Annotated in this window: 22 protein-coding genes; 14 read left to right on the top strand and 8 right to left on the bottom strand. The window is 57.6% G+C overall.

The window, feature by feature from the left end; genetic code table 11:
* The 6 genes from Q1W15_RS14230 to Q1W15_RS14205 all read right to left on the bottom strand — a co-directional run bounded on the left by Q1W15_RS14230 (position 1) and on the right by Q1W15_RS14205 (position 7,708).
* Complete coding sequence (locus Q1W15_RS14230) at positions 1–1,116, bottom strand: fimbrial protein (protein WP_300729592.1); 1,116 nt, start codon at positions 1,114–1,116, stop codon at positions 1–3.
* Between the two features lie 19 nt (positions 1,117–1,135).
* Positions 1,136–3,655, bottom strand: a complete 2,520-nt coding sequence (locus Q1W15_RS14225) for a fimbria/pilus outer membrane usher protein (RefSeq protein ID WP_300729590.1) — start codon at positions 3,653–3,655, stop codon at positions 1,136–1,138.
* A gap of 87 nt (positions 3,656–3,742) precedes the next feature.
* Positions 3,743–4,480, bottom strand: coding sequence for a molecular chaperone (locus Q1W15_RS14220; protein WP_300729588.1), 738 nt, complete (start codon positions 4,478–4,480; stop codon positions 3,743–3,745).
* A 63-nt stretch (positions 4,481–4,543) separates the two neighbouring features.
* Positions 4,544–5,116 carry a fimbrial protein gene (locus tag Q1W15_RS14215; RefSeq protein ID WP_300729586.1) on the bottom strand — a complete coding sequence of 191 codons (573 nt, stop codon included), beginning with the start codon at positions 5,114–5,116 and terminating at the stop codon, positions 4,544–4,546.
* 204 nt (positions 5,117–5,320) lie between these two features.
* Positions 5,321–5,962 (bottom strand): oxidoreductase, encoded by a 642-nt coding sequence (locus Q1W15_RS14210; RefSeq protein WP_300729584.1) that lies wholly within the window; start codon positions 5,960–5,962, stop codon positions 5,321–5,323.
* A gap of 48 nt (positions 5,963–6,010) precedes the next feature.
* Positions 6,011–7,708, bottom strand: coding sequence for a C13 family peptidase (locus Q1W15_RS14205; RefSeq protein WP_300729582.1), 1,698 nt, complete (start codon positions 7,706–7,708; stop codon positions 6,011–6,013).
* 190 nt (positions 7,709–7,898) lie between these two features.
* Between Q1W15_RS14205 and Q1W15_RS14200 the strand changes: the two genes are divergently transcribed.
* From Q1W15_RS14200 to Q1W15_RS14190, 3 genes are read left to right on the top strand one after another with little or no spacing between them, the layout of a single operon-like run.
* Positions 7,899–8,261 carry a CidA/LrgA family protein gene (locus Q1W15_RS14200; RefSeq protein ID WP_300729580.1) on the top strand — a complete coding sequence of 121 codons (363 nt, stop codon included), beginning with the start codon at positions 7,899–7,901 and terminating at the stop codon, positions 8,259–8,261.
* The gene (locus Q1W15_RS14195; protein WP_300729578.1) at positions 8,258–8,974 is read left to right on the top strand and encodes an LrgB family protein; all 717 of its coding nucleotides are present in this window, start codon (positions 8,258–8,260) and stop codon (positions 8,972–8,974) included. Before Q1W15_RS14200 ends, Q1W15_RS14195 begins: the two co-directional genes overlap by 4 nt.
* Before the next feature lie 10 nt (positions 8,975–8,984).
* On the top strand, positions 8,985–9,587 hold the full coding sequence (locus Q1W15_RS14190; RefSeq protein ID WP_300729576.1) for an LON peptidase substrate-binding domain-containing protein: 603 nt from the start codon (positions 8,985–8,987) through the stop codon (positions 9,585–9,587).
* A gap of 16 nt (positions 9,588–9,603) precedes the next feature.
* Here Q1W15_RS14190 and Q1W15_RS14185 read toward each other — a convergent pair whose 3' ends face one another.
* Positions 9,604–10,920 (bottom strand): bifunctional DedA family/phosphatase PAP2 family protein, encoded by a 1,317-nt coding sequence (locus Q1W15_RS14185; protein ID WP_300729574.1) that lies wholly within the window; start codon positions 10,918–10,920, stop codon positions 9,604–9,606.
* A 41-nt stretch (positions 10,921–10,961) separates the two neighbouring features.
* Positions 10,962–11,639, bottom strand: a complete 678-nt coding sequence (locus Q1W15_RS14180) for a DNA-3-methyladenine glycosylase (RefSeq protein WP_300729708.1) — start codon at positions 11,637–11,639, stop codon at positions 10,962–10,964.
* 176 nt (positions 11,640–11,815) lie between these two features.
* On the opposite strand from Q1W15_RS14180, the gene Q1W15_RS14175 reads away from it, so the two are divergent.
* The 11 genes from Q1W15_RS14175 to lipB all read left to right on the top strand — a co-directional run bounded on the left by Q1W15_RS14175 (position 11,816) and on the right by lipB (position 22,214).
* Complete coding sequence (locus Q1W15_RS14175) at positions 11,816–13,087, top strand: glutamate-5-semialdehyde dehydrogenase (protein ID WP_300729572.1); 1,272 nt, start codon at positions 11,816–11,818, stop codon at positions 13,085–13,087.
* 46 nt (positions 13,088–13,133) lie between these two features.
* A complete protein-coding gene (gene nadD, locus Q1W15_RS14170; protein WP_300729706.1) occupies positions 13,134–13,778 on the top strand; it encodes a nicotinate-nucleotide adenylyltransferase in 645 nt (214 codons plus the stop codon).
* Between the two features lie 70 nt (positions 13,779–13,848).
* Positions 13,849–14,343: a ribosome silencing factor gene (gene rsfS / locus Q1W15_RS14165; RefSeq protein ID WP_300729570.1), complete on the top strand. Its 495-nt coding sequence runs from the start codon at positions 13,849–13,851 to the stop codon at positions 14,341–14,343.
* Between the two features lie 9 nt (positions 14,344–14,352).
* On the top strand, positions 14,353–14,820 hold the full coding sequence (rlmH, locus tag Q1W15_RS14160) for a 23S rRNA (pseudouridine(1915)-N(3))-methyltransferase RlmH (RefSeq protein ID WP_003444191.1): 468 nt from the start codon (positions 14,353–14,355) through the stop codon (positions 14,818–14,820).
* Positions 14,821–14,832: 12 nt separating this feature from the next.
* The gene (mrdA, locus tag Q1W15_RS14155; RefSeq protein WP_300729566.1) at positions 14,833–16,725 is read left to right on the top strand and encodes a penicillin-binding protein 2; all 1,893 of its coding nucleotides are present in this window, start codon (positions 14,833–14,835) and stop codon (positions 16,723–16,725) included.
* A gap of 34 nt (positions 16,726–16,759) precedes the next feature.
* Entirely contained in the window at positions 16,760–17,863 is a 1,104-nt protein-coding gene (rodA, locus tag Q1W15_RS14150; protein ID WP_300729705.1) for a rod shape-determining protein RodA, read from the top strand.
* A 17-nt stretch (positions 17,864–17,880) separates the two neighbouring features.
* Complete coding sequence (gene mltB / locus Q1W15_RS14145) at positions 17,881–18,891, top strand: lytic murein transglycosylase B (protein WP_300729564.1); 1,011 nt, start codon at positions 17,881–17,883, stop codon at positions 18,889–18,891.
* Positions 18,891–19,880: a septal ring lytic transglycosylase RlpA family protein gene (locus tag Q1W15_RS14140; protein WP_300729562.1), complete on the top strand. Its 990-nt coding sequence runs from the start codon at positions 18,891–18,893 to the stop codon at positions 19,878–19,880. Before mltB ends, Q1W15_RS14140 begins: the two co-directional genes overlap by 1 nt.
* A 169-nt stretch (positions 19,881–20,049) precedes the next feature.
* Positions 20,050–21,207 (top strand): D-alanyl-D-alanine carboxypeptidase family protein, encoded by a 1,158-nt coding sequence (locus Q1W15_RS14135; protein WP_300729560.1) that lies wholly within the window; start codon positions 20,050–20,052, stop codon positions 21,205–21,207.
* 78 nt (positions 21,208–21,285) lie between these two features.
* A complete protein-coding gene (locus Q1W15_RS14130) occupies positions 21,286–21,561 on the top strand; it encodes a DUF493 domain-containing protein (RefSeq protein WP_300729558.1) in 276 nt (91 codons plus the stop codon).
* Positions 21,561–22,214, top strand: a complete 654-nt coding sequence (lipB, locus tag Q1W15_RS14125) for a lipoyl(octanoyl) transferase LipB (RefSeq protein WP_300729556.1) — start codon at positions 21,561–21,563, stop codon at positions 22,212–22,214. The genes Q1W15_RS14130 and lipB overlap by 1 nt, the downstream gene beginning before the upstream one ends.
* The last annotated feature ends 25 nt before the right edge of the window (positions 22,215–22,239 follow it).

Genomic DNA, 22,239 nt, shown 5'->3' with positions numbered 1-22,239 from the left:
TTAGATGGGCGACAGCACAACCGTCATCAACGTATTGATGCTGCCGCCCGTCACGCTCCCGCCATGATGGGTGAGTCCGGCTTGGAAGTGATGTTTGATGGTTTCTCCGTCCAGCGTAAACGTCCCGCTGGCCATTCTGTAACGCTGGTTGAGAGGTACTGGCGTCCCGCTTTTGGTCTTGACGGCAATCGCCAGATTTTTTGCGCAGCCAGAACAGGTTTTATTGGCCAGTGTACCGTTGGGCAAAATGGCTGATGACTTGAATTCAATACTCATGGCGTTATTGAACTCCCGCGCGGCGGCTTCATCCCCGCAACTGCTTATTTGTATATCGAATGTCTCAGCGGCTGAGTCGAGTTCCCCGCGGGGCACCAGGCCAAAGTCCACAGTGGTCGTGGCTTCTGCAAATGTGCACTTTGAGACAATCAGCGCAATAGGGGCATCAAACATAAGTGTGCCCCAGTTTCGACTGTTGTCTACACCTGAGAGGTGAGCCAGCAGGCGAGTTGTCGGTGGCATCAATAACGTGTGCGCCCCCGCAGGTAAGTTGGTTGTTACTTTCGTTCTTATGAATTCAGCTGCCACACCTAAGTAGGGTGTGTAGATACGGCCTGGTACGGGGCTATAGGTGTAGCTGATGTTCTTGAACCCATTGCAGGCAATTGGCGTTCCGATGCTGTCCCGATAACGAACACCAACACCATCCAGAGGCGTTGAGCAAATGCTATTCCCTGATACAGGTGCACTGGCCGGGGATGTTTGAATCACAAAAGGGAAGGTGGTACTTACCCCGAAACAGCTCATTGTTGTTGAAAAACTGGCTGTGCCCAGCACACCCCCGACGGGGACAGAGTAATAGGGCTGCAGGGAGTTGAGTTTGAATATTCCCATATTATTGCCAGGGCTGGTGCCTGCTGAATTGCGGCATGAGTTATTAGCCTGAGCACTATTAGTTAGCGAGATAGCCAGCAGTACACTGAGGCAAGTAAGGGCGCGTGGTACCCATGCGCATATCGGCTTGACGGTTAAATATGTATTCATCGCGTTAATATTCCGCTGCCTATAAAACTCAATCAATGAAATGCCAGTCGTGCGTGTGGAAATACGGTTATCCACAGCTTGTCGATGGCGTGCATCAATGACAAATCAGCCTGATTTGCTCATAGCGAACGTCGGGGCTCTTGGGTGGTAGTACAAACGTGCCGCGACAGGTGCGGGTAGCGTGGTTCACCACTACGGTACCGGTGCGTTGTTCAGCCATGATTAATGCATACCCGTCGGGATCGACCACTGCTAAAGGCAGGCCTGATTCATTCGTGACGGTTGAGCCGAACGCCAGCGGCTTGCCACTGGCATCCACCAATTCCATTTGAACCCGTCGCCCGGTTACTGTTTTGAACGAACTGCGGGTGATTGAGCCGCGTCGAGGGATCAGTTGTTGCATCGTGTTTTCCAGCTCTATGTCCGCAGTCAGATCCTGGGTATTCAAGTTGATCCAGTTGTAGCGGTATGGCCGTGTCGAGGGAATGACGGCATAACCATTGTTGCCGACGGTGACGCTGGAATAATTGCCGATTCGTGTGCCGGCTTGTGCGCCGGGAACATGTGCCAGAGCGAACGACTCACTCAGAGACTGCCCCAGATTAATACCGCCCGCGTGAGAAACTATCGACCCGTTGGCCCCCAACGTGACTGAGTTGGAGTTGCGGCCCTGGTTGTAACTGGCATTAAAACGTGCAGCGGGTGTCGTGGCTCTGATACCCAGCAGCCCACTTTTTTCGTTCTGCGAGTCGTGTGAAAACTGCGCGTTGTAATAGGTATCATTGACTGAAGGCAGGGCACCGCTAATACCCGTTTGCGCCTTATAGCCGCCTCCTTTTAGCGCCGTCAGGGTGGAATAGCTGCGAACCCTGGATGATTCGCCCAAGGGGGCCGACACCGTAAACAGCAGTTGGGACGGATTGTTATAATTGGAACCTTGCGGGTATTGGGAGTAAGTGGCGTTAATGCTGTAGTCGAGAGAGCGCCAAGAGTTGGCATAACCCAGATTGAGTTGTTGAGTGCGGCCCGTAAGGTTCCAATAACTTTGCTCATTGGCACTTAAATAAATGGACCCGTATTCGCGGTTACCCAGCGTTTGATTAATAGTGACGTCCAGGCGTGCGCGCGTGCGGCCGACCGGCAGGGTATTTCGCGCCGCACTTTGATCGGCCACGTGTTCGGAAAGTGTTCGGTAGCCATCACTGGAAAAACGATAACCGGCCAGGCTGAAGGTTGTGTCTGTCGACGTAATGGTTTTTACATAGTTAAGTTGCAGGCTGTGGCCGGTGTGGGGGGTGGCGTCATTTTTACTGTTTGAGCGTGTGATGTTTGTTGAGAACGCACCGTAAGGCGTGTTTTTTGTCACTCCCAGGTTTTCAGCATGAAACCCTTCGGCTCCCAGTACGCCGCCAAATACCGAGAGATCGTCGGTCAGGCCATAAGTGAGTCCGGCCAGGGCAAGTTTGGGACTGTGCTCGCCTCCTTGTACATTGTCGTATTCCCCGGCTGCCAGACTGTATCGGACCATGCCTCGACGGACCATTTGCGGCAAGGTGGCAAACGACTGGGCGAAGACTGTTCTTTGCCCGTCCGCTTCAATAACGGTGATTTCCAGGTCGCCGTTAGAGCCACTGGGGTAGACGTCGGTGATTTCAAAAGCACCGGGCGGGACGTTCTCGTTATAAATTAGGAACCCGTTCTGGCGTACTTCAACGGTTGCATTGCTTTGTGCGATACCGCGAACCACCGGAGCAAACCCGCGTCTGCTCTCGGGGAGCATGTTTTCGTCTGTTTGCACCTGCACGCCTTTGAAGCGCACGCTATCGAAAATTTGGCTACTGGTGTATGTCGCGCCCAGGGTTAGCTGGCTTTGAAGCGAAGTGATATCCCGTTGCGCATAAGTCCGGTTATTTTGAAATTCGGACTTCTGATCGTTGGAGAGGCTATAAGCCGATTCATTTCTCAGTCGCCACTCACCCAGATTAAGACCGCTGCGCAACCCTGCATTGGCATACCGAGAAGTGACATGGTTGATGCTGGCGCTACGGCCAATCAAGCTGTAGTCAATAAAGCCTGCGGTAATGCCGGCATCCCACAGTTGTGGGTCTATATAGCCTTGAGCCTCTTTGCTCATTAATGCTTGAGGGAAGCTGACGTGTAACTCCTGGCGTTGCGCGTTGAACTGCGCGTTGTAATGCTCAATCAGTGTGTTCCAGTCAGGGCAAAGGCCTGTATCCGTAAGGGCGGTCCCCGCACGTATCAGCCGATCAATATCCAGGCCCCATTGCATCATTTGCGCCTGGCTAATACAGGCTTCTACAGCGCCACTGTTTGGGTTGCGCTCAAACGTGACCGTCTGGCGCGGTGCGCGGTTGTTATTAATGTGGAGGTCAACCGAATACTCGCCCGGGGGGATGCTGGCACCATTCAAGTAGGTGTTCAGCGTCTCAGGGGTGTCCTGAGACATTGTGGTGCCTTGGAGGAACTTCAGATTGAACTCGGGCGTTTGTGACTCTGCGGCCGAGGCGTCGAGCGTCAATAATAATACAGACAGTATGAGCAGCCCGTTATGACATCGAGGGTTTAACGCCGTGTGGTTAAAAACCCACCGCATGGAGATATACATCACAGACAGCATTAAAGAACTAGGCACATTTAACCTGCTTGAAAATAAAGACGGTTTGCGTTGTATGGATGAAGGCTATTGCGCGGAGAGAGAAGCTGAGCGAGTGCTGTTTAGCTTGAGTTTGACGTCGTAAGGGATATGAGCGCCCCAATCATTGACGGTTTTAAAGTGCACAATGGGTTCGGCGTGCTCGGCCAGGGATTCAATCGGGATGATGGTAGAGTCACCAGGATTAATCATAAGAGCGGCCATGTCTTTATATGGTTTTATACCGTCAACACTTAACAGTGACACATGATAGGCAGAAGGGTTGTTCAGAGTAACGATAGATTGATCGCCTTGTTTTCCCAATTGCCAGGTTAATAAAGTGGGGGCGTCATTGGCATCGCCAGGCAGTCCTTTCGGTCGATAGAAGACTTTGATTCGCTGGCGTATTGCAATCTGTAAGGTGTTTTGGGTTTTAGCTACTTGAGGAATTTCCTGAGCGTTAAGCCACAGCACCGACTCTTTATCGCTGGGCATGCCCTGGCCGCGATAAAGCAACCTGAGTACTTGCGGTTGGTTGGCGGGTAATCGTGCGAGTGATGGGGTCACAACCAAAGGAATTTCATTGGGCTTTTTCTCGCCTTGTTCAAGCCAGGATTGCAGTGCAATGGGCTGTTTTCCGTGATTGCGTGCGGTGACGCTGACTTGATTGTCTTTTTCCTCAAGAATCAAGCGGGTCGCACTGAGTGCCAGCGCTGCGTGCGCATTGCTATAAATGCTCACAGCTAACACGGCACAGATAATCTTCCACACGTTCATGCCACGCATAACAGAGGGTGCTCTTTGACGTCGGTAACAGGGCTGCAAGCGCCCTGTTGAAGTTGAAAGGTGTTAAGGGTAGGAGAGGGTAAACGGTAGTTCGCCGTTAGCACTTCCGGCCACGGGCAGGTCCGCGCCTGCAACTGCGCGGATATAGGCGGCGCGAAGGACCATCTTCGCTCGCCCGGTTTCGGGCGTTCCGGGTGTGATGTCGAGTGTGACAGGCAGTGTTTCAGCAATGCCGCCCAAGTCGATGAGTTTGTTATCCGCGTCGAGAATGCCGATTCCGACGCCTGCATTTTCGCGGTCCACTCGAAGCAAACGTGAGTCAACTTTATTGACGCCACTGCCGGAGTGAGGTGCAAACTTCATCGTAATAGCGGTCAAGCCACCTGCATCTTTGCAGTCGATATTCATGTTGATATTGGTTTCAGCACCAAAGTCAGTGCCGTTCCCGTCACTTAATTCGCTGATTGCAACAGTGCCCATGTTTATATCGATGGTTGCATTGTTGGAGCCGTTAACGGTGCAGGTCGAGTTGGTGATGTTGCCAGTGAAGTTGATAATGCCGTCGCCTGCCGCATAGGCAGAGGTGTGCAGCATAGCAGTGGCCAGAAGCGTAGAAGTCAGAATTAAGGATTTCATGGTGGCAGTGATTCTTGTGAATAGGGTCGAGTGACCTTATCGGTAGAATTACAGTATGCTTGTAAGATAATTCCCATATATTTATTTTTTTGTAGGACTTGATCAGCCAATCGCGACAGGTGTTACAGGATTATTGACGGAGTTGGAAAGCGGGGAGTCGATCACCCCCGCTCATCAGATGGAGTTTCAAGGTGATAGGGACGGCTATTTGCCCAGTTTTCTCAGACCGTCGGATTCGACAACTCGAACGCCGTTCTGTTCTTCCAGTGCCAGGCGCCATAACGCCCGTGCCAACTGGCAGGCCTCAATGCCGTGGTACTTACCGGGAATCAGCTTTGAGAGAGGCCCGGCAATTTTTTCAGCCAGCCGCTCTTCAAGGCGTTCACCAATCAGCAGCGAAGGGCGGGCGATGGTCAGTTGCGGCCAGTCTTGGGCGCGCAGTGATTGCTCCATTTCGCCTTTGACCCGGTTATAGAACACTGAGGACTTGGGGTCGGCCCCTATGGCACTGACCACCACCAAGTGGCGTGCCCCCATTTCCCTTGCCCGCTTGCCAAAGGCGACGACCATGTCGTGGTCGACGGCGCGAAAGGCTTCTTGCGAGCCGGCTTGTTTGATCGTGGTGCCCAGGCAGCAGAAAGCAAGGTCGACACGCCCGCTCAGTTGAGGCAGGAACACGGCCGGGTCGCCCACCGGGTTTTCCAGGCGAGGGTGCTTGGCCAGCGGTCGTCGCGAAGGGGCCAATACCCGGGAGATGGTGGGTTCATTGAGCAGGCGGTCCAGTAACAGTTCGCCTGTCAGGCCTGTCGCGCCTGCGAGCAGGATGTGCTGAGGTGTCAAGTACATAGGTGTTCTCCCTTGATCCAGTCAGCTTAGCCATTACTGGCAGCCTTGCTATTTTGCGGGGGGAAGCTGCAGCGCCTGCTTGGCCTGTTGCTGGCGCAGGCGTTGCCAATGTTTAAGCACGCCTGCCGGTGCCCACAGTTGCGGCTCGGAGGCCTCATAACCGTCTTCCTGTTCGCGTTCAGCTATAAAGCTTTCGGCCAGTTTGAAGGCTTTCTGCAGGTCATCCGTCTGGTTTAACGCTTGTGCGAACAATGCGTTGCCAAAGTAAGTGAAGTCGGCTTCCTCCGAACACCCAAAGGATACGCGATCCGCTCGAGAGGCGGTCATGATCAGGGTCTTTTCATCCTTGAGCGCCGGGATGAAGCCGCCGGAGTAGCAAGATGAAATCACAATGATCTTATCGCGGTTTTTCAGCGGTGCAAGCGCGGCGGCGAGCTCGTTGGCCGACAGGTCAGCCAGTTCCATTCGGGACTGGTCCAACACCAGTTCATGCTCCTGGGTGCCATGGCTGGTCAGGTAAATAAACACCAGGTCTTCGGGGCCGGTGCGTTCGGCCAGCGTCTCGGCGGCGCGGTGCAGGTTCTCGCGGGTAGCCATTGGCCTGTCCGTCAAGTGGTCGCGGTGGTTGACCAGGTTAATGTGGCCACGGCTGCCGAAGCGGCTGGCGAGCATATCGCTCACGTAGTCGGCCTCGCGCAGGAACACGCTTTGTTTACCGTCGCCCGCCAGCACTAGGCTGTACAGGTCAATGGCCGGGGTTGACGCGGGGACGGCGGCCAGCGCCTGGTTCAGCAACTTGCCTTGGTTGAGCAGGCCCAGTTCAAGCGGGTCAGGCAGCACGGCCCCTTTGGCATCGCGGATGCGCTGGCCGTTCAGCCAATAGCCTTTTTGCACGGTGCCATCGCTCAAGGTCAGGGTGCCTTGGCCGTTGTAGGTGTCGGCCGCAAATTCGCCGACATAGCTGCTGCCGTCCGCCAGGCGCATGTGGCCGGGCCCATTGAAGCGCCATTCGTTGAACTGGCCGCGGTAATGGGAGCCATCGATGCCAATCAGCTCGCCCTTGCCGGTCAGGGCACCGTCCTTGAAGTCGCCGGTCCAGACGTCGCCATCCGCATTTTCATAGCGGCCCTTGCCGTTAAGCTGGTTGTCCTTGAACCCGCCTTCGTACTGATCACCTTCGGCGCTGTTATAAATGCCCGTGCCTTCCAATTGACCATTGACGAACTGGCCGCTGAACTCATTGCCACTGGTGTCACTGCGCTTGCCTTCGCCATGGGGTTTGCCGTGGGCAAACTGGCCCTGGTATTGGCTGCCGTCTTCGAGTTCAAGGTGGCCGATGCCGGAAAACTGGTCGTCCTTGAACTGGCCGCGGTAGTTCATGTCACCTTGTTTGAGCGTGCCTTCGCCTTCGCGCCGGCCTTGTTTGAAGCCCCCCACGTAGAGGCTGTCGTGGGTGGTCAGGCTGCCTTGGCCGTTAAACAGGCCTTGCTCGAAATGCCCGCGATAGACATCGCCATTGCTGGCGTGCCATTCGCCTTCGCCGTGCCATTGGCCTTGTTGAAAGTCGCCGGCGTACCAACTGCCATTTGGATAGTCGATGCGGCCTTGCCCTTGCAGCAGCCCATTGACGATTTCGCCTCGATAGCGCCCGCCATCAGGTAGGCGGGCATCGGCTGGCAAAAACGATTCGCCCTCGCCACAAGCCGTCAGCAGCAGAGTCAAAGCCAGGGGAGCAAATGGGCGCATAACGGGATCCGGGTAGTTAGACCGACGAGTATGCCGCAGCCATAAAAGCTGTCTATAGGGGCAGATGAAACATCCGATTATATTCGTCGGCGGTCTGAACCGCCGTCGGGTGCTGCGCGCTTTAGCCAAGCGGTACGTACAAGCGACGTGTTTATAATGCGCAGCAAAAAAAGTTCGCTGGAGATGAGAGATGCTGTTACGCGGCCTGACCTGGCTGGTGCTGTTTCAATTGTTGGGTACCGCCCTTAATCATTTATTCATTCCCGTATTGCCGGGCCCGATTATCGGGCTTGTGCTGCTTTTGGTGTTTCTGATGGTGCGCGGCGAAGTGGGCGAGCCCCTGAGCCAGGCGGCCAGCAGCCTGTTGCGTTATTTGCCGCTGCTGTTGGTACCGCCGGCTGTCGGGGTGATGGTGTATGCGTCTGTGATTGCGGCCGATTTCTGGGCTATTGCCGGGGCGTTGGTACTTTCACTGCTGCTTTCGATGGCATTTGTCGGGGTGTTGATGCAGCGGCTGCTCAAAGGCCATATTCACCCGGAGGATCGACCATGACCCTGGCGTGGCAAGACGCCTGGCAGTCGGTGATTCATCACCCGCTGTTCGGTATCGGCATTACCCTGGGGGCCTACCAGTTGGTACTCGCCGCTTATGAGAAAACCCGCTGGATCTTCCTGCAGCCCGTGCTGGCTTCCATGTTGCTGGTGATTGGTGTGCTGCTCAGTTGCGGGTTGTCCTATGCGGAGTACCGCAAGAGCACCGACATTATGGCGATTCTGCTCGGGCCCGCCACGGTGGCGCTGGCGGTACCGCTGTATGTGAACCTGCGGCGCATTCGGCAGTTGTTCTGGCCCATTTTTACTACGCTGGTGATTGGAGGGGTCTTTGCGACCGTGCTGGTGGTGTTGCTGGGGTGGTGGTTCGGGGCCGAGCATAGGGTGCTCATGACACTGGCACCCAAGTCGGTCACTTCGCCCATCGCGATGCTGGTGGCTGAGCAACTGGGCGGGGTTGCCGCGTTGGCGGCCGTGTTTGTGCTAATTACCGGGGTCATCGGGGCCATTACCGGGCCTGGCTTGCTGCGGCTTCTAAGGGTGCACAGCCCTGAAGCCCGCGGTATGGCACTGGGCATGACAGCTCACGCGGTGGGCACTTCGGTGGCCTTGCAGGAAAGTGAAGAGTGCGGCGCTTTTGCCGCGTTGGCGATGAGCCTGATGGGCGTGGGCACGGCCGTTTTCTTGCCGCTGGCCGTTAGCCTCTTGGCGTAAGGATAACCCTATGACGTTGCCGCTATTTCCGTTGAAAACGGTGCTGTTCCCAGGCTGTGTGCTGGACCTGCAGATTTTTGAAGCGCGTTACCTGGACATGATTGCCCGTTGCCTGAAGCAAGGCGCGGGGTTTGGCGTGGTGTGCATCCTGGAAGGCAACGAAGTGGGGCAAGCCCCGTCTGGAATAGCCCATATAGGCTGTGAAGCGTTGATCCGTGACTTTCAGCGCCAGGACAACGGTTTGCTGGGGATACGGGTCGAAGGCGGGCGGCGCTTTGAGGTGTTGGGTACCGAGTTGCAGCGCGATCAGTTGCTGGTGGCGCAGGTGGAGTGGCTGGAGGAAATGCCTGAACAGCCGCTGCACGATGAAGATCTGGATCTACTGGCCTTGCTTCAGGTCTTGGCCGAACACCCGATGGTGGCGGCGTTGAACATGGACACTGACGTCAGCAGCCAGCATTCGCTGGCCAATCAACTGGCGTATCTGCTGCCTTTCGCCGAGCAAGACAAGATTGACCTCCTGTACGTCGAAGATCCGCAGCAGCGCTTGGACGGTATCCAGGCCTTGCTCGATGAGATGCAGGGCGATGCGCTGCCGGATCGGCTCAACTGAGCCTGTTGCGCGCCCCTCAATAGGCGTAGCGCAGCAACTCCGTGGAGAGGTGGTGCAGCATAACGAAGCCGAACAGTAAGGTGCATGCCGGCAGGATCAGCCACCAGACCTTCTGTGGGATCGGGCTGAGCGGCATGAAGCGCTGGCTCAACGCAAGCGCAAACGCGTTGACGGTGATGGCGAGCAGGGCACCGGCGGTAATGTCGGTGGGCCAATGGGCCCCCAGATAGACCCGTGACATAGCCACGGTCATTGCCAGCAGGCAGCCCAGCAACACCCAGGTGACGCGCATGCGCTGCGGCTGTTCACGCCCGGCCAGAATCGCCAGCGCCACAAAAAACGCAAAGGCACCGGAACTGTGCCCGCTGGGCATGCTGTAGCTGGTCAGCGGGTCGAGCAGCACGTCAGGGCGGCCCCGGGCAAAAAACAGCTTGGTGCCGGTGTTGGTCAGCGCGGTCAGCAAGGTAACCCCGCCGAAGAAAATCATCGCCCGCCATTGCCGCGTGAGCAGCAGAATCACGCACACCAGCGCAGCGGCCATAAACTGCGTGCGGAAGTTGCCCACCAGCGTAATCAGCACGGCAGCGGTATCCCCGCCGCTGCTGCGATGCTCCTGGACGAGGGCGTTGATGCCCTGGTCGAAGGCCGTCATATAGGGGTAGCCCACAAATACGGCCAGCAGCAAAATCAGGCTTAACGCGCCGATCAGCAATGTAGATCGGGGCTGGCGGCGAACACTGGCATTGATGCTCAGCCCCAGCAGCGCAGCGAGGCCGACCGCGACAATGGCGGCCTGTGGCCAAAAGCCTTCGGGCAGTGGCAGGCGAATGGCGGCTCCTGTCGCCCAGCCGGGCAGCAGGTAGGCCACCGACCAGCCCGCGCCCGCCAGCAGGCTGACCCCGATAAACCGGGGGAGCGGCATGTCGCACATACCGGCGACCATCGGCAGCATGGGCCGAAGCGGGCCGATAAAGCGCCCGACCAACAGGCTGACGATGCCGTATTTGTGAAAATAGCTCTCGGCACCGTTCATCCATTCAGGGTGTGTGCGCAACAGTGGTAAGCGGCGAATGTTCTGGTGGAAGCGTCTGCCAAGAAAGTAAGACACGGCATCACCCAGCAAGCCGCCGAAGAAACCCAGCAACAGGGTTTCGCCCAACGACAGGGCACCGCTGCCCGCCAGGACGGCGATGGCAAACAGCAAAACGGTACCCGGTACGATAATCCCGGCGATCGCCAGGCACTCCACGCACGCGACAATAAAAACGGCGAGGCCCAGCCATTGGGGGTTAGCTGTGAGCCAGCCAGTGATGCTGTCGAGCCAAGGGCCCATGTTCCCGTTTCCTTATTAAAAAGTGAGTGAGACAAGCTGCCTTAACAGGCAGGTGTATTCGTCAGCACGCTGTAATCCTTCCCTTCAACCTGCCCTCGGCGTAGCGGGTTACGGGTGCAATACACCGCGTAGTCCGCGTCCACAAAGCGGTACATCAAGTGCTCGTCCCGGCCGTGAGGGATGCCCAATCGGGTGGTCTGGAGGGTGCGCGAGGGTTGTTCTCCGACGTCTTCAACGAACAAACGTTCCGGGTCGAAACATTTTGCATCCCATTCCGGGACCTTCAGGCCAAGGGCTTTACACAGTAGGGTTTGCCCGGCGCACAGCCTGTGAGTGGGGCGCGGGTGACCGTGGGTGTCGGGGTTATTGGCTTGCATCTGCGCGAGGCTAGCGGGGCCAGACAGCTTGTCCACCCAGGGGTAGGCAGACTTGATCAGCACCGCGTTGCCAGGGCCTTGTGCGCTGAAGTTCAGCGAATCGCCGCCCCGAGCGTAATACATATAGATATGGCCGCCGTCGAGAAACAGCGCTTTGCGCTTTTCGGTGTAGCCCAGCGAGGCATGGCTGCCTTTTTCGGCGCAATAATAGGCTTCGGTTTCGATAATGCGGGCGCTGAGCCACAGGCCGTTGACACGGTGGCGGATCACTTTTCCCAGCAGTTCACGGGCGACGCATTGAGCGTCACGGTCGAAAAATGAATCAGGCAGAACAATGGGCATCGTCAGGGCGGCCAGTGGATGGCTGAAAAGTGGCGAATCATAGCAAGTCATGCTTAATCAGGGCTGAACGCGGTGAATTTACAGCCGTTTTTGACCATCCGCCTGCCACCGCTGGGCGTGAGGCGGCGGGACCGCTATAATCGGCCGCTTTCCCCTTTGCCAAGACCATTGAGACCATGACTGAGTCCGTTCTTGACTACATGACCCGCCTGGGTCGCGCTGCCCGCGAAGCCTCCCGTGTGATCGGCCGTGCCAGTACGGCGCAAAAAAACCGTGCTCTGCACGGTGCTGCTGCTGCATTGGATGCGGCCAGGCCGCAATTGATTGCCGCCAATGAGCGGGACCTGGCCGCTGGCCGGGCCAATGGCCTTGAGCCCGCGATGCTGGAGCGCCTGGCGCTGACTCCGGCCCGCATTGACAGCATGATTGTCGGCTTGCGTCAGGTGGCCGCTTTGCCGGACCCGATTGGGGCGATTCGCGACATGAGCTATCGCCCGTCCGGGATTCAGGTCGGCAAGATGCGTGTGCCGCTGGGTGTAGTCGGCATCATCTATGAGTCACGGCCGAACGTGACCATCGATGCGGCCAGTCTGTGCATGAAGTCAGGCAATGCCACCATTTTGCGGGGCGGGTCCGAGGCCATTCACTCCAACCGTGCGATTGCCGCCTGTATCCAGCAAGGCTTGGCCGAGGCCGGGCTGCCGCCAGCGGTGGTGCAAGTGGTTGAAGTGACCGACCGTGCGGCCGTGGGCGCGCTGATTACCATGCCCGAGTACGTGGATGTCATCGTGCCGCGTGGCGGCAAGGGGCTGATCGAGCGGGTCAGCCGTGACGCCCGGGTGCCGGTGATCAAGCATCTTGACGGCATTTGTCATGTCTACGTCAGTGCCCATGCGGATCTGCCCAAGGCCCAGCGTATTGCCTTCAATGCCAAAACCTACCGTTACGGTATTTGCGGGGCGATGGAAACCTTGCTCGTTGACCAGGCCGTGGCTGCGCAGTTCTTGCCAGCGATGGCCGAGCAGTTTCGCGCCAAGGGTGTGGAACTGCGCGGTTGCGAACGTACCCAGGCATTGATCGAGGTGGTGGCGGCCACGGAAGACGATTGGCACACCGAATACCTGGACGCGATTCTGTCGATTCGCATCGTTGACGGGCTGGATCAGGCGATTGAACACATCAATCATTACGGGTCACACCACACCGATGCCATTGTGACTGAACATCAGGGCCAGGCCCGGCGTTTTATGGCTGAAGTGGACTCCAGTTCCGTGATGCTCAACGCTCCGACATGCTTCGCCGATGGATTTGAATACGGATTGGGTGCGGAGATTGGCATTTCTACTGATAAGCTGCACGCCCGCGGCCCGGTAGGCCTCGAAGGTCTGACCTGCGAGAAGTACATTGTGGTCGGTGACGGCCAGTTACGCGGTCAGGAGCCGGTCTGACTTGGTCGACCTGAACCCGGGGGTGATGGCTCCGAGCAGCGAAGCGATCCCCCGGCGCATAGGCGTGCTGGGTGGAACCTTTGACCCGGTGCATATCGGGCATTTGCGCGGTGGCCTTGAAGTGGCAGAGATGATGGCGCTCGATGAACTGCGCCTGACCCCCAACGCCCGGCCTCCTCACCGGGACACGCCGCAGGTGTCGGCTCAAGACCGTTTGGCGATGGTTGAGTGTGCGGTTGCTGGCGTAGCTACGCTAAGCGTAGATGCCCGGGAGCTACAGCGGGACAAGCCGTCCTACACGATTGATACCCTGGAACTGATGCGGGCTGAACTGGCCGCGGATGACCAGTTGTTTTTATTGCTGGGCTGGGACGCGTTTTGCGGCCTGCCCATGTGGCACCGCTGGGAAGAGTTGCTCCAGCATTGCCACATCCTGGTGCTACAGCGCCCGGATGCCGACAGCGAACCGCCGGATGCCTTGCGCAACCTGCTGGCAGCGCGCTCGGTAAGCGACCCGCTAGCCCTGAAGGGGCCGAGCGGACAGATTGCATTCGTCTGGCAGACACCGCTCGCGGTTTCCGCCACCCAGATCCGTCAACTGCTGGCCAGCGGTAAGTCGGTACGTTATCTGGTGCCCGACGCGGTCCTGGCCTACATCGATGCGCACGGGCTTTACCGTGCGTCGAACTGAAAAGGTGTGGTTCAAGGCACGATTTGACGTGTATTGAGCCGCCCGAACATACGAGCAAAACGAGTTTTATATGACTGACAAAGATGTAAGCAAAGTAAAGCGCAAAGGCACCTTCAAGAGCGCGCCGTTGCCGGAAAAAGCCCTGCCCACTGAAATCCTGAAAGGCGAAGAACTGGTCAAAGTGGCAGTGACGGCTCTGGAAGACGTCAAGGCTCAGGACATTCAAGTGATCGACGTGCGCGACAAGCACAGCATCACCGACTACATGATCATCGCCACCGGTACGTCGAACCGCCAGATCGGCGCGATGCTGGACAAGATCCGCGAAGCGGTCAAGGCACTGGGTGTCAAGCCGTTGGGCGAAGAAGGCAAGGGCGACAGCGACTGGGTACTGTTGGATATGGACGATGTGATCGTTCACATGATGACCGCCAGCGCCCGCCAGTTCTACGACCTGGAGCGCCTGTGGGCCGGTGCCGAGCAAAGCCGTGCCGGCAGCGCGGCTCACCACAGCCCGGAAAACACCCACGAGCACTTCCTCAAGCTCAACAAAGACCAGGAATAAGGGTTCGCTGTGCGCCTGCGTCTGATTGCTGTCGGTTCGCGTATGCCCAAGTGGGTGGAAGAAGGCTGGCATGAATATGCCAAGCGTCTGCCATCCGAGTTGGCGCTTGAACTGGTGGAGATACCGCTCAACACCCGAGGCAAGAATGCTGACGTGGCCCGGTTTATCCGCCAGGAAGGCGAAGCCATGCTGGCCAAGGTCGGCCCCGGGGAGCGGATTGTGACTCTGGAAGTCCATGGCAAGCCGTGGAGTACCGAGCAACTGGCGGTTGAACTCGACCGCTGGCGCCTGGACTCGCGCACGGTGAACTTTATGGTGGGCGGCCCTGAAGGGCTGGCCCCGGAAGTTTGTGCCCGTGCCGATCAGCGCTGGTCGTTGTCGCCGCTGACGTTGCCGCACCCGTTGGTAAGGATTCTGATCGGTGAGCAGTTGTATCGCGCCTGGACCGTGCTGTCCGGGCACCCTTACCACAAATAGTCAGCGTCCTGAATGACCCAGCCGATTCGCCTTAAAGACCACGAGAAAGACGCCCGCCTGGTGCGTGGACGTGTCGTGGTCGGTGCAATTGTGGTGGTGGCATTGCTGTGTGTGCTGATCGCACGCCTGTATTTTCTGCAAGTGGTGCAGTACGACTACCACTCGACGTTGTCCGAAAATAACCGGGTACATGTCCAGCCTATTCCACCGACCCGCGGGCTGATTTTTGACCGCAATGGTGTGGTGATTGCGGACAACCGGCCCAGCTTCAGCCTGAGCATGACCCGTGAGCGCTCGGGCGACTGGCAGCACGTGCTCGATGTGATTATCGAGGTGTTGCAACTGACGCCAGAGGACCGTGCCCTGTTTGAGAAACGCATGAAGCAGGGGCGACGGCCGTTTGAGCCGGTGCCCATTCTTTTTGAACTCAATGAAGAACAGATCGCGCGAATTGCGGTGAACCAATTTCGCTTGCCGGGTGTAGAGGTGGTTGCGCAATTGGTCAGGCATTACCCGCAAGGTGCGCACTTTGCGCACTCTGTGGGTTATATGGGGCGTATTAACGAAAAAGAGATCAAAACCCTCGATCCGGTCAATTACAGCGGCACCCATCACATCGGCAAAACGGGTATCGAACGTTTCTACGAGTCCGAGTTGCACGGTCAGGTAGGCTACGAGGAAGTTGAAACCAATGCCCGCGGGCGTGTGCTGCGTGTACTCAAGCGCACTGACCCGATTCCTGGCAAAGACATCGTTTTAAGCCTCGATATCAAATTGCAGGAAGCCGCTGAAGAAGCGCTGGCTGGCCGGCGTGGCGCGGTGGTTGCGCTGAACCCGATGACCGGTGAAGTGCTGGCGATGGTCAGCCAACCGAGCTTCGACCCCAACCTGTTCGTCACCGGCATCAGTTTCAAGGCTTATGCAGAGTTGCGCGATTCGATCGACCGGCCGTTGTTCAACCGGATTTTGCGCGGCCTGTACCCGCCGGGTTCGACCATCAAGCCAGCGGTAGCGATTGCTGGACTCGACAGTGGCGTAATCACGGGTACTTCGCGGGTTTATGATCCCGGTTATTACCAACTGCCCAATTACGATCACAAGTACCGAAACTGGAACCGCACGGGTGATGGTTACGTCGATCTGGACTCGGCCATCATGCGTTCCAACGACACCTACTTTTATGACCTTGCCCACAAGCTGGGCATTGATCGTCTGTCCACTTACATGAACCAGTTCGGCATTGGTCAAAAGGTCTCGCTCGACATGTTCGAAGAGTCGGCGGGCTTGATGCCATCACGGGACTGGAAGCGTGCGACCCGGCGTCAGGCCTGGTTCCCGGGCGAGACGCTGATCCTGGGCATTGGCCAGGGTTATATGCAGTCCACGCCCTTGCAACTGGCGCAGGCGACGGCGTTGATCGCAAGCAAAGGCAAGTGGAATCGCCCGCACCTGGCCAAGACCATCGAAGGCGTACCGCCGGTAGATCCGAATCCGATGCCGGATATCGTGCTGCGAGACCCTTCCAACTGGGCCAAGGTCAATCACGGCATGCAACAAGTGGTGCATAACCCGCGCGGAACCGCCCGCGTGGCGGGCGTGGGCGCGCAATACCTGATCGCGGGTAAAAGTGGTACAGCGCAGGTGGTGGCGATCAAGCAGGGCGAGAAGTACGACCGTTCCAAAGTGCAGGAACGCCATCGGGACCACGCCTTGTTTGTTGGCTTTGCACCGGCCAATAACCCGCAAATCGCGGTCTCGGTCATGATTGAAAACGGCGAGGCGGGCAGCCGGGTAGCGTCGCCGGTGGTGCGCAAGGTGATGGATGCCTGGTTGCTGGATGCAGACGGCAAGCTCAAACCCGAGTACGCCAGCCCTTCAAAGGCAGAGGTGACGGCCAATGATTAGTAATTTTGACCGCATCCTCTCCAGCGAGGATGTGATGCGCCGACGTGCGACGTTGTTGCAGCGTTTGCACATCGATGGCCCACTGCTGATTCTGCTACTGACCCTCGCGGCGGGCAGCTTGTTTGTGCTGTATTCGGCCAGCGGCAAGAGCTGGGACTTGCTCACCAAGCAAGCCACGTCGTTTGGTATCGGGCTGGTTTCGATGTTTATCATTGCCCAGTTGGAGCCGCGTTTTATGGCGCGCTGGGTGCCGATCGGCTATCTGATCGGGGTGTTGCTGCTGGTGGTGGTCGATGTGATGGGCCATAACGCCATGGGAGCTACACGCTGGATCAACATCCCCGGGGTCATTCGCTTCCAGCCATCAGAATTCATGAAAATTCTGATGCCGGCCACCATTGCCTGGTACTTGTCCAAACGCACTTTGCCGCCGCAGCTCAAGCATGTGGCTGTCAGTCTGATGCTGATCGGCGTGCCCTTTGCCCTGATCGTGCGTCAGCCGGACTTGGGCACGGCGTTGTTAGTGCTGGCCGGCGGTGCATTTGTGCTGTTTATGGGGGGGCTGCGCTGGCGCTGGATCCTCAGTGTTTTGGCCGCGACAGTGCCGGTGGCGATTGCCATGTGGTTTTTCGTGATGCATGACTATCAGAAGCAACGGGTATTGACCTTCCTCGACCCGGAAAGCGACCCGTTGGGCACGGGTTGGAACATTATCCAGTCCAAGGCTGCGATCGGCTCGGGCGGCGTGTTTGGCAAGGGCTGGTTGCTGGGGACTCAGTCGCACTTGGACTTTCTGCCGGAAAGCCATACTGACTTCATCATTGCGGTCATGGGGGAGGAGTTCGGCCTGGTGGGCATTTGTGCCCTGCTGTTGATTTACCTGCTGCTGATCGGTCGCGGCCTGGTGATCACTGCCCAGGCGCAGACCTTGTTTGGCAAATTGCTCGCAGGCAGCCTGACCATGACGTTTTTTGTGTATGTTTTCGTCAACATCGGTATGGTCAGTGGCTTGTTGCCGGTGGTGGGCGTGCCACTACCGTTCATTAGTTACGGCGGAACTTCGCTCGTGACGCTGCTGTCAGCGTTTGGGGTTTTGATGTCGATCCACACACACCGTAAATGGATTGCCCAAGTTTGATTAAGGTGAAGAATTTAATGCTAGCAATGCGTGGCCGTGCCGCTCGATACGCGTCGTGGATGGGCCTTATGGGCCTGTTCGGGGCCGCGCCGGGAGCCGTGGCCGGCGACTATGAGGGCTCGCCGCAAGTGGCTGAGTTTGTCGCTGAGATGACCCGTGACTACGGGTTTGCCGGCGAGCAACTGATGGGCGTTTTTCGCGAGGCTGAGCGCAAGCAAGTCATCCTCGATGCCATCTCGCGCCCTGCCGAGCGAGTGAAACAATGGAAGGAATACCGTCCGATCTTCATCTCGGACGCCCGCATCGCGCGCGGTGTCGATTTCTGGCGTGAACACGAAGCGGTCCTGGCGCGTGCCGAGCAGGAATACGGTGTTCCGGCTCAGGTGATCGTTTCGATCATCGGCGTTGAAACCTTTTATGGTCGTAACACCGGCAGCTATCGCGTCATTGATGCACTGTCGACCCTGGGGTTCGATTACCCGCCCCGTGCCGAGTTTTTTCGCAAGGAGCTGCGCGAGTTCCTGCTGCTGAGCCGTGAAGAGCAAGTCGACCCGCTGACCCTCAAGGGTTCTTACGCCGGGGCGATGGGGTTGCCGCAGTTCATGCCGAGCAGCTTTCGCGCCTATGCCGTGGACTTCGACGGCGATGGTCATATCAACATCTGGAGCAACCCGGACGATGCCATTGGCAGCGTGGCCAGTTACTTCAAGCGTCATGGTTGGGTCGCCGGTGAGCCAGTGGTGGTTCGGGCTGACGTAAAAGGCGGCCGCGCCGACGAGGGGTTGACCCAAGGCATCGAGCCGGTCAAAACCGTCGGGGAGTTGCGGGCGCTGGGCTGGTCGGGTCATGATGCGCTTCGCGATGACAGGCCGGTCACTGCGTTCCGTCTTGAGGGCGACAATGGCCCTGAATACTGGATGGGCCTGAAGAATTTTTATGCGATCACGCGTTACAACCGCAGCGTGATGTACGCGATGGCAGTCCATCAACTGTCCGACCTGCTGGTTCAAGCACGGGGCAACAAGTAATGCCGTTTTTAGTACTTCGCACATCGTTAAAACTCACTGTCTGCGCCACGCTGGCGTTGCTGGTCGTGAGTTGCTCCAGCACTCGTACGCCCCCCCCGAAAACTTCAGGCGGTATCAGTTCGCCCCCAGGGCTGGACATCAACCGTGCCCACAAGGACGGTGCGCCATGGTGGGATGTTGACGTGTCACGCATTCCGGATGCCACGCCAACCCTGCACACCGGGCCGTACAAGGCCAACCCGTACACGGTGCTGGGCAAGACCTACTTTCCGATACAAGAGTCCAAGACCTATGTGGCCTCGGGCACGGCGTCCTGGTACGGCACCAAGTTTCACGGGCAGAACACCGCCAATGGCGAGGTCTACGACCTGTATGGCATGAGCGCGGCCCACAAGACGTTGCCGCTACCCAGCTATGTCAAGGTGACCAACCTGGACAATGGCAAGGTCGTGATCCTGCGGGTGAACGACCGTGGCCCGTTCTACTCGGATCGCATTATCGATCTGTCGTATGCGGCGGCGAAAAAACTCGGCTATGCCGAAACCGGCACCGCGCGGGTCAAGGTCGAGGGTATCGACCCGCAGCAGTGGTGGGCGCAGCGTGGGCGCCCGGCACCGCTGATGCTCAACGAACCCAAGATGGCTCAAAATACGTCGGGCCCAGTGGTTTCCACAACCAAGGTTGAGCAATGGACACCGCCGCCCCAGCAACATGCGGCAGCCGTCATACCGACTCAAACCGCTCCGCATGGCCAGGGCACCTACCTGCAGGTCGGCGCTTTCGCCAATCCGGATGCCGCCGAGTTGCTTCGGTCCAAACTCAGTGGCATGGTCAGTGCGCCGGTGTTTATCAGCTCGATTGTGCGTAACCAGCAAACGCTACACCGTGTGCGCCTGGGGCCGATTGCCTCGGCAGGTGAAGTACAGAACATGCAAAACAGCGTGCGACAGGCCAATCTGGGCCAGCCAAGCGTTGTAACGGATCAGTAGGATTAAAAGCGTTGGCCCTTGAAACTGGGGGCCAAACGCAGTTGTAGAGCCCTATAACAAGAGCCCTGCGTGGGTCGGCGTGCAACTGAATACGCGACAGCCTGTCACACGGTTGTCAGAACAGTTTTGCCCGTGAGGGTAAGTTGCCATTAACCATTTCGAGAGACGGATGAACATCACCACCTTTGCCAAACGCCTGTGCCTGCTTGTACCGCTGATCATCACGCCTGCTGCCTGGGCAGCCGAAATGATGCCGTCGCCGCCACAGCTGGCTGCCAAATCCTACGTTTTGATGGATGCCAACAGCGGTAACGTATTGGTTGAGAACAACGGCGACCAGCGTCTGCCTCCCGCCAGCCTCACCAAGCTGATGACCGCATACATCGCAACCCTGGAAATCCGTCGTGGCCAGATCGGCGAAAACGACCCGGTTACCGTGAGCGAGAATGCCTGGCGCACCGGTGGCTCGCGGATGTTCATCAAGGTGGGTTCGCAGGTATCGGTCAGCGACCTTCTGCACGGGATCATCATCCAGTCGGGCAACGACGCCAGCGTGGCGCTGTCCGAGCACATTGCCGGCAGTGAAGATGCGTTTGCCGACATGATGAACAAGACGGTCAGCGATCTGGGCATGACCAACAGTCACTTCATGAACCCGACCGGGCTGCCAAACCCGGAGCACTATTCGTCGGCGCATGACATGGCGTTGCTGGCGCGTGCGATCATTCACGAGGACCCGACTCACTACGCGATCTACTCGCAAAAAGAGTTCTTTTGGAACGGTATCAAGCAGCCTAACCGTAACTTGTTGCTGTGGCGTGACAAGACCGTCGATGGCCTGAAGACCGGCCACACTGACGAAGCGGGCTACTGCATGGTGTCTTCGGCCGTTCGTGATGGCCAGCGCCTGATCGCTGTTGTGTTCGGCACCACCAGTGAAGCCGCGCGCGCGGCTGAAACCCAGAAGTTGCTGACCTACGGTTTCCGTTTCTTCGAAACCCAGACCTTCTACCAGAAGGGCACTGAACTGGCGCAAGCACCGGTCTGGAAAGGCACGACCAGCCAGGTCAAAGCCGGCTTGGCGAATGACTTGACCATGACCCTGCCTAAAGGCCAATTGAAAAAGCTGGCCGCAAGCATGACCATGAACCCGCAGCTGGAGGCCCCTATTGCCAAAGGTGACGTGATCGGTAAGGTCGAAGTCAAACTGGACGATAAAGTGGTACACAGTGCTGACTTGATTGCACTGGAGCCTGTTGAGGAAGGTGGCATTTTCCGACGCGTGTGGGATAGCATCCGTCTATTCTTCTACGGCATGTTCAACTGATTGCACCCACCTGTGTGGCCCCGTACATATCCTGTCGGGGCCATGTCTGTAGTTCCGGGCTTACGAGGCCAATACGCCATGAGCGATACCGAAGTAAAGGCGCCAAAGATCGAATTTCCTCAAACGGATTACCCGGTTAAGGTGATCAGTGATACAGGTGTGGGCAACAAGGACAAGATCATTGAGATCGTCCTGAAACACGCGAAAATCAACGACGAGCGTATCGACGAGCGTCAAAGCACCAACGGCAAGTACACGACGATCCAGTTGCATATTGTGGCCACCGATCAGGATCAGTTGTACAACATCAATAGCGAACTGCGAGCCACCGGCTTCGTGCATATGGTGTTGTGATGCCGCAAGTCCTGGGGTTTCGCGAACTGGGCCAGCTTGACTACGAGCGCACCTGGCTGGCGATGCAACGTTTCACCGACGAACGCAAGCAGGCACCTGATACGCCCGACGAAGTCTGGCTGGTGCAGCATCCGCCGGTGTTTACCCAGGGGCAGGCGGGCAAGGCCGAGCATTTGCTGTTGCCGGGCACTATTCCGGTGGTCAAGTCGGATCGCGGCGGTCAGGTGACTTATCATGGCCCCGGCCAGTTGGTCGCCTATCTATTGCTTGACGTGCGCCGGCTGGGTTTTGGTGTGCGAGAGCTGGTCAATCGGATGGAGCGCTGTCTGATTGAGCTGCTTGCCAGTTATGGCGTGAACGCGGCGGCCAAGCCTGATGCGCCGGGTGTGTATGTGGATGGCGCGAAAATCGCGTCTCTGGGCCTGCGGATTCGCAATGGCTGCTCTTTCCATGGCCTGGCCCTGAATGTGGACATGGACCTGGAACCGTTTCGACGGATTAACCCCTGTGGTTATGCAGGGCTGGCGATGACCCAGCTGCGTGACGAGGCAGGGCCGATTGAATTTGCCGAGGTAGGTGACCGGCTGCGTGCGCAGTTGGTCAAACACCTCGACTATGCTGAGCAGACGACCCTGACGGGCGGAATCGATTGATATGACTACTGCGCAAGACGCTGTT

The sequence above is a fragment of the Pseudomonas sp. genome, assembly GCF_030150285.1.
Lineage (GTDB): Bacteria > Pseudomonadota > Gammaproteobacteria > Pseudomonadales > Pseudomonadaceae > Aquipseudomonas.
Note: the sequence above shows the minus strand (reverse complement) of the source record. Positions and strands in the feature narration are given on the sequence as shown.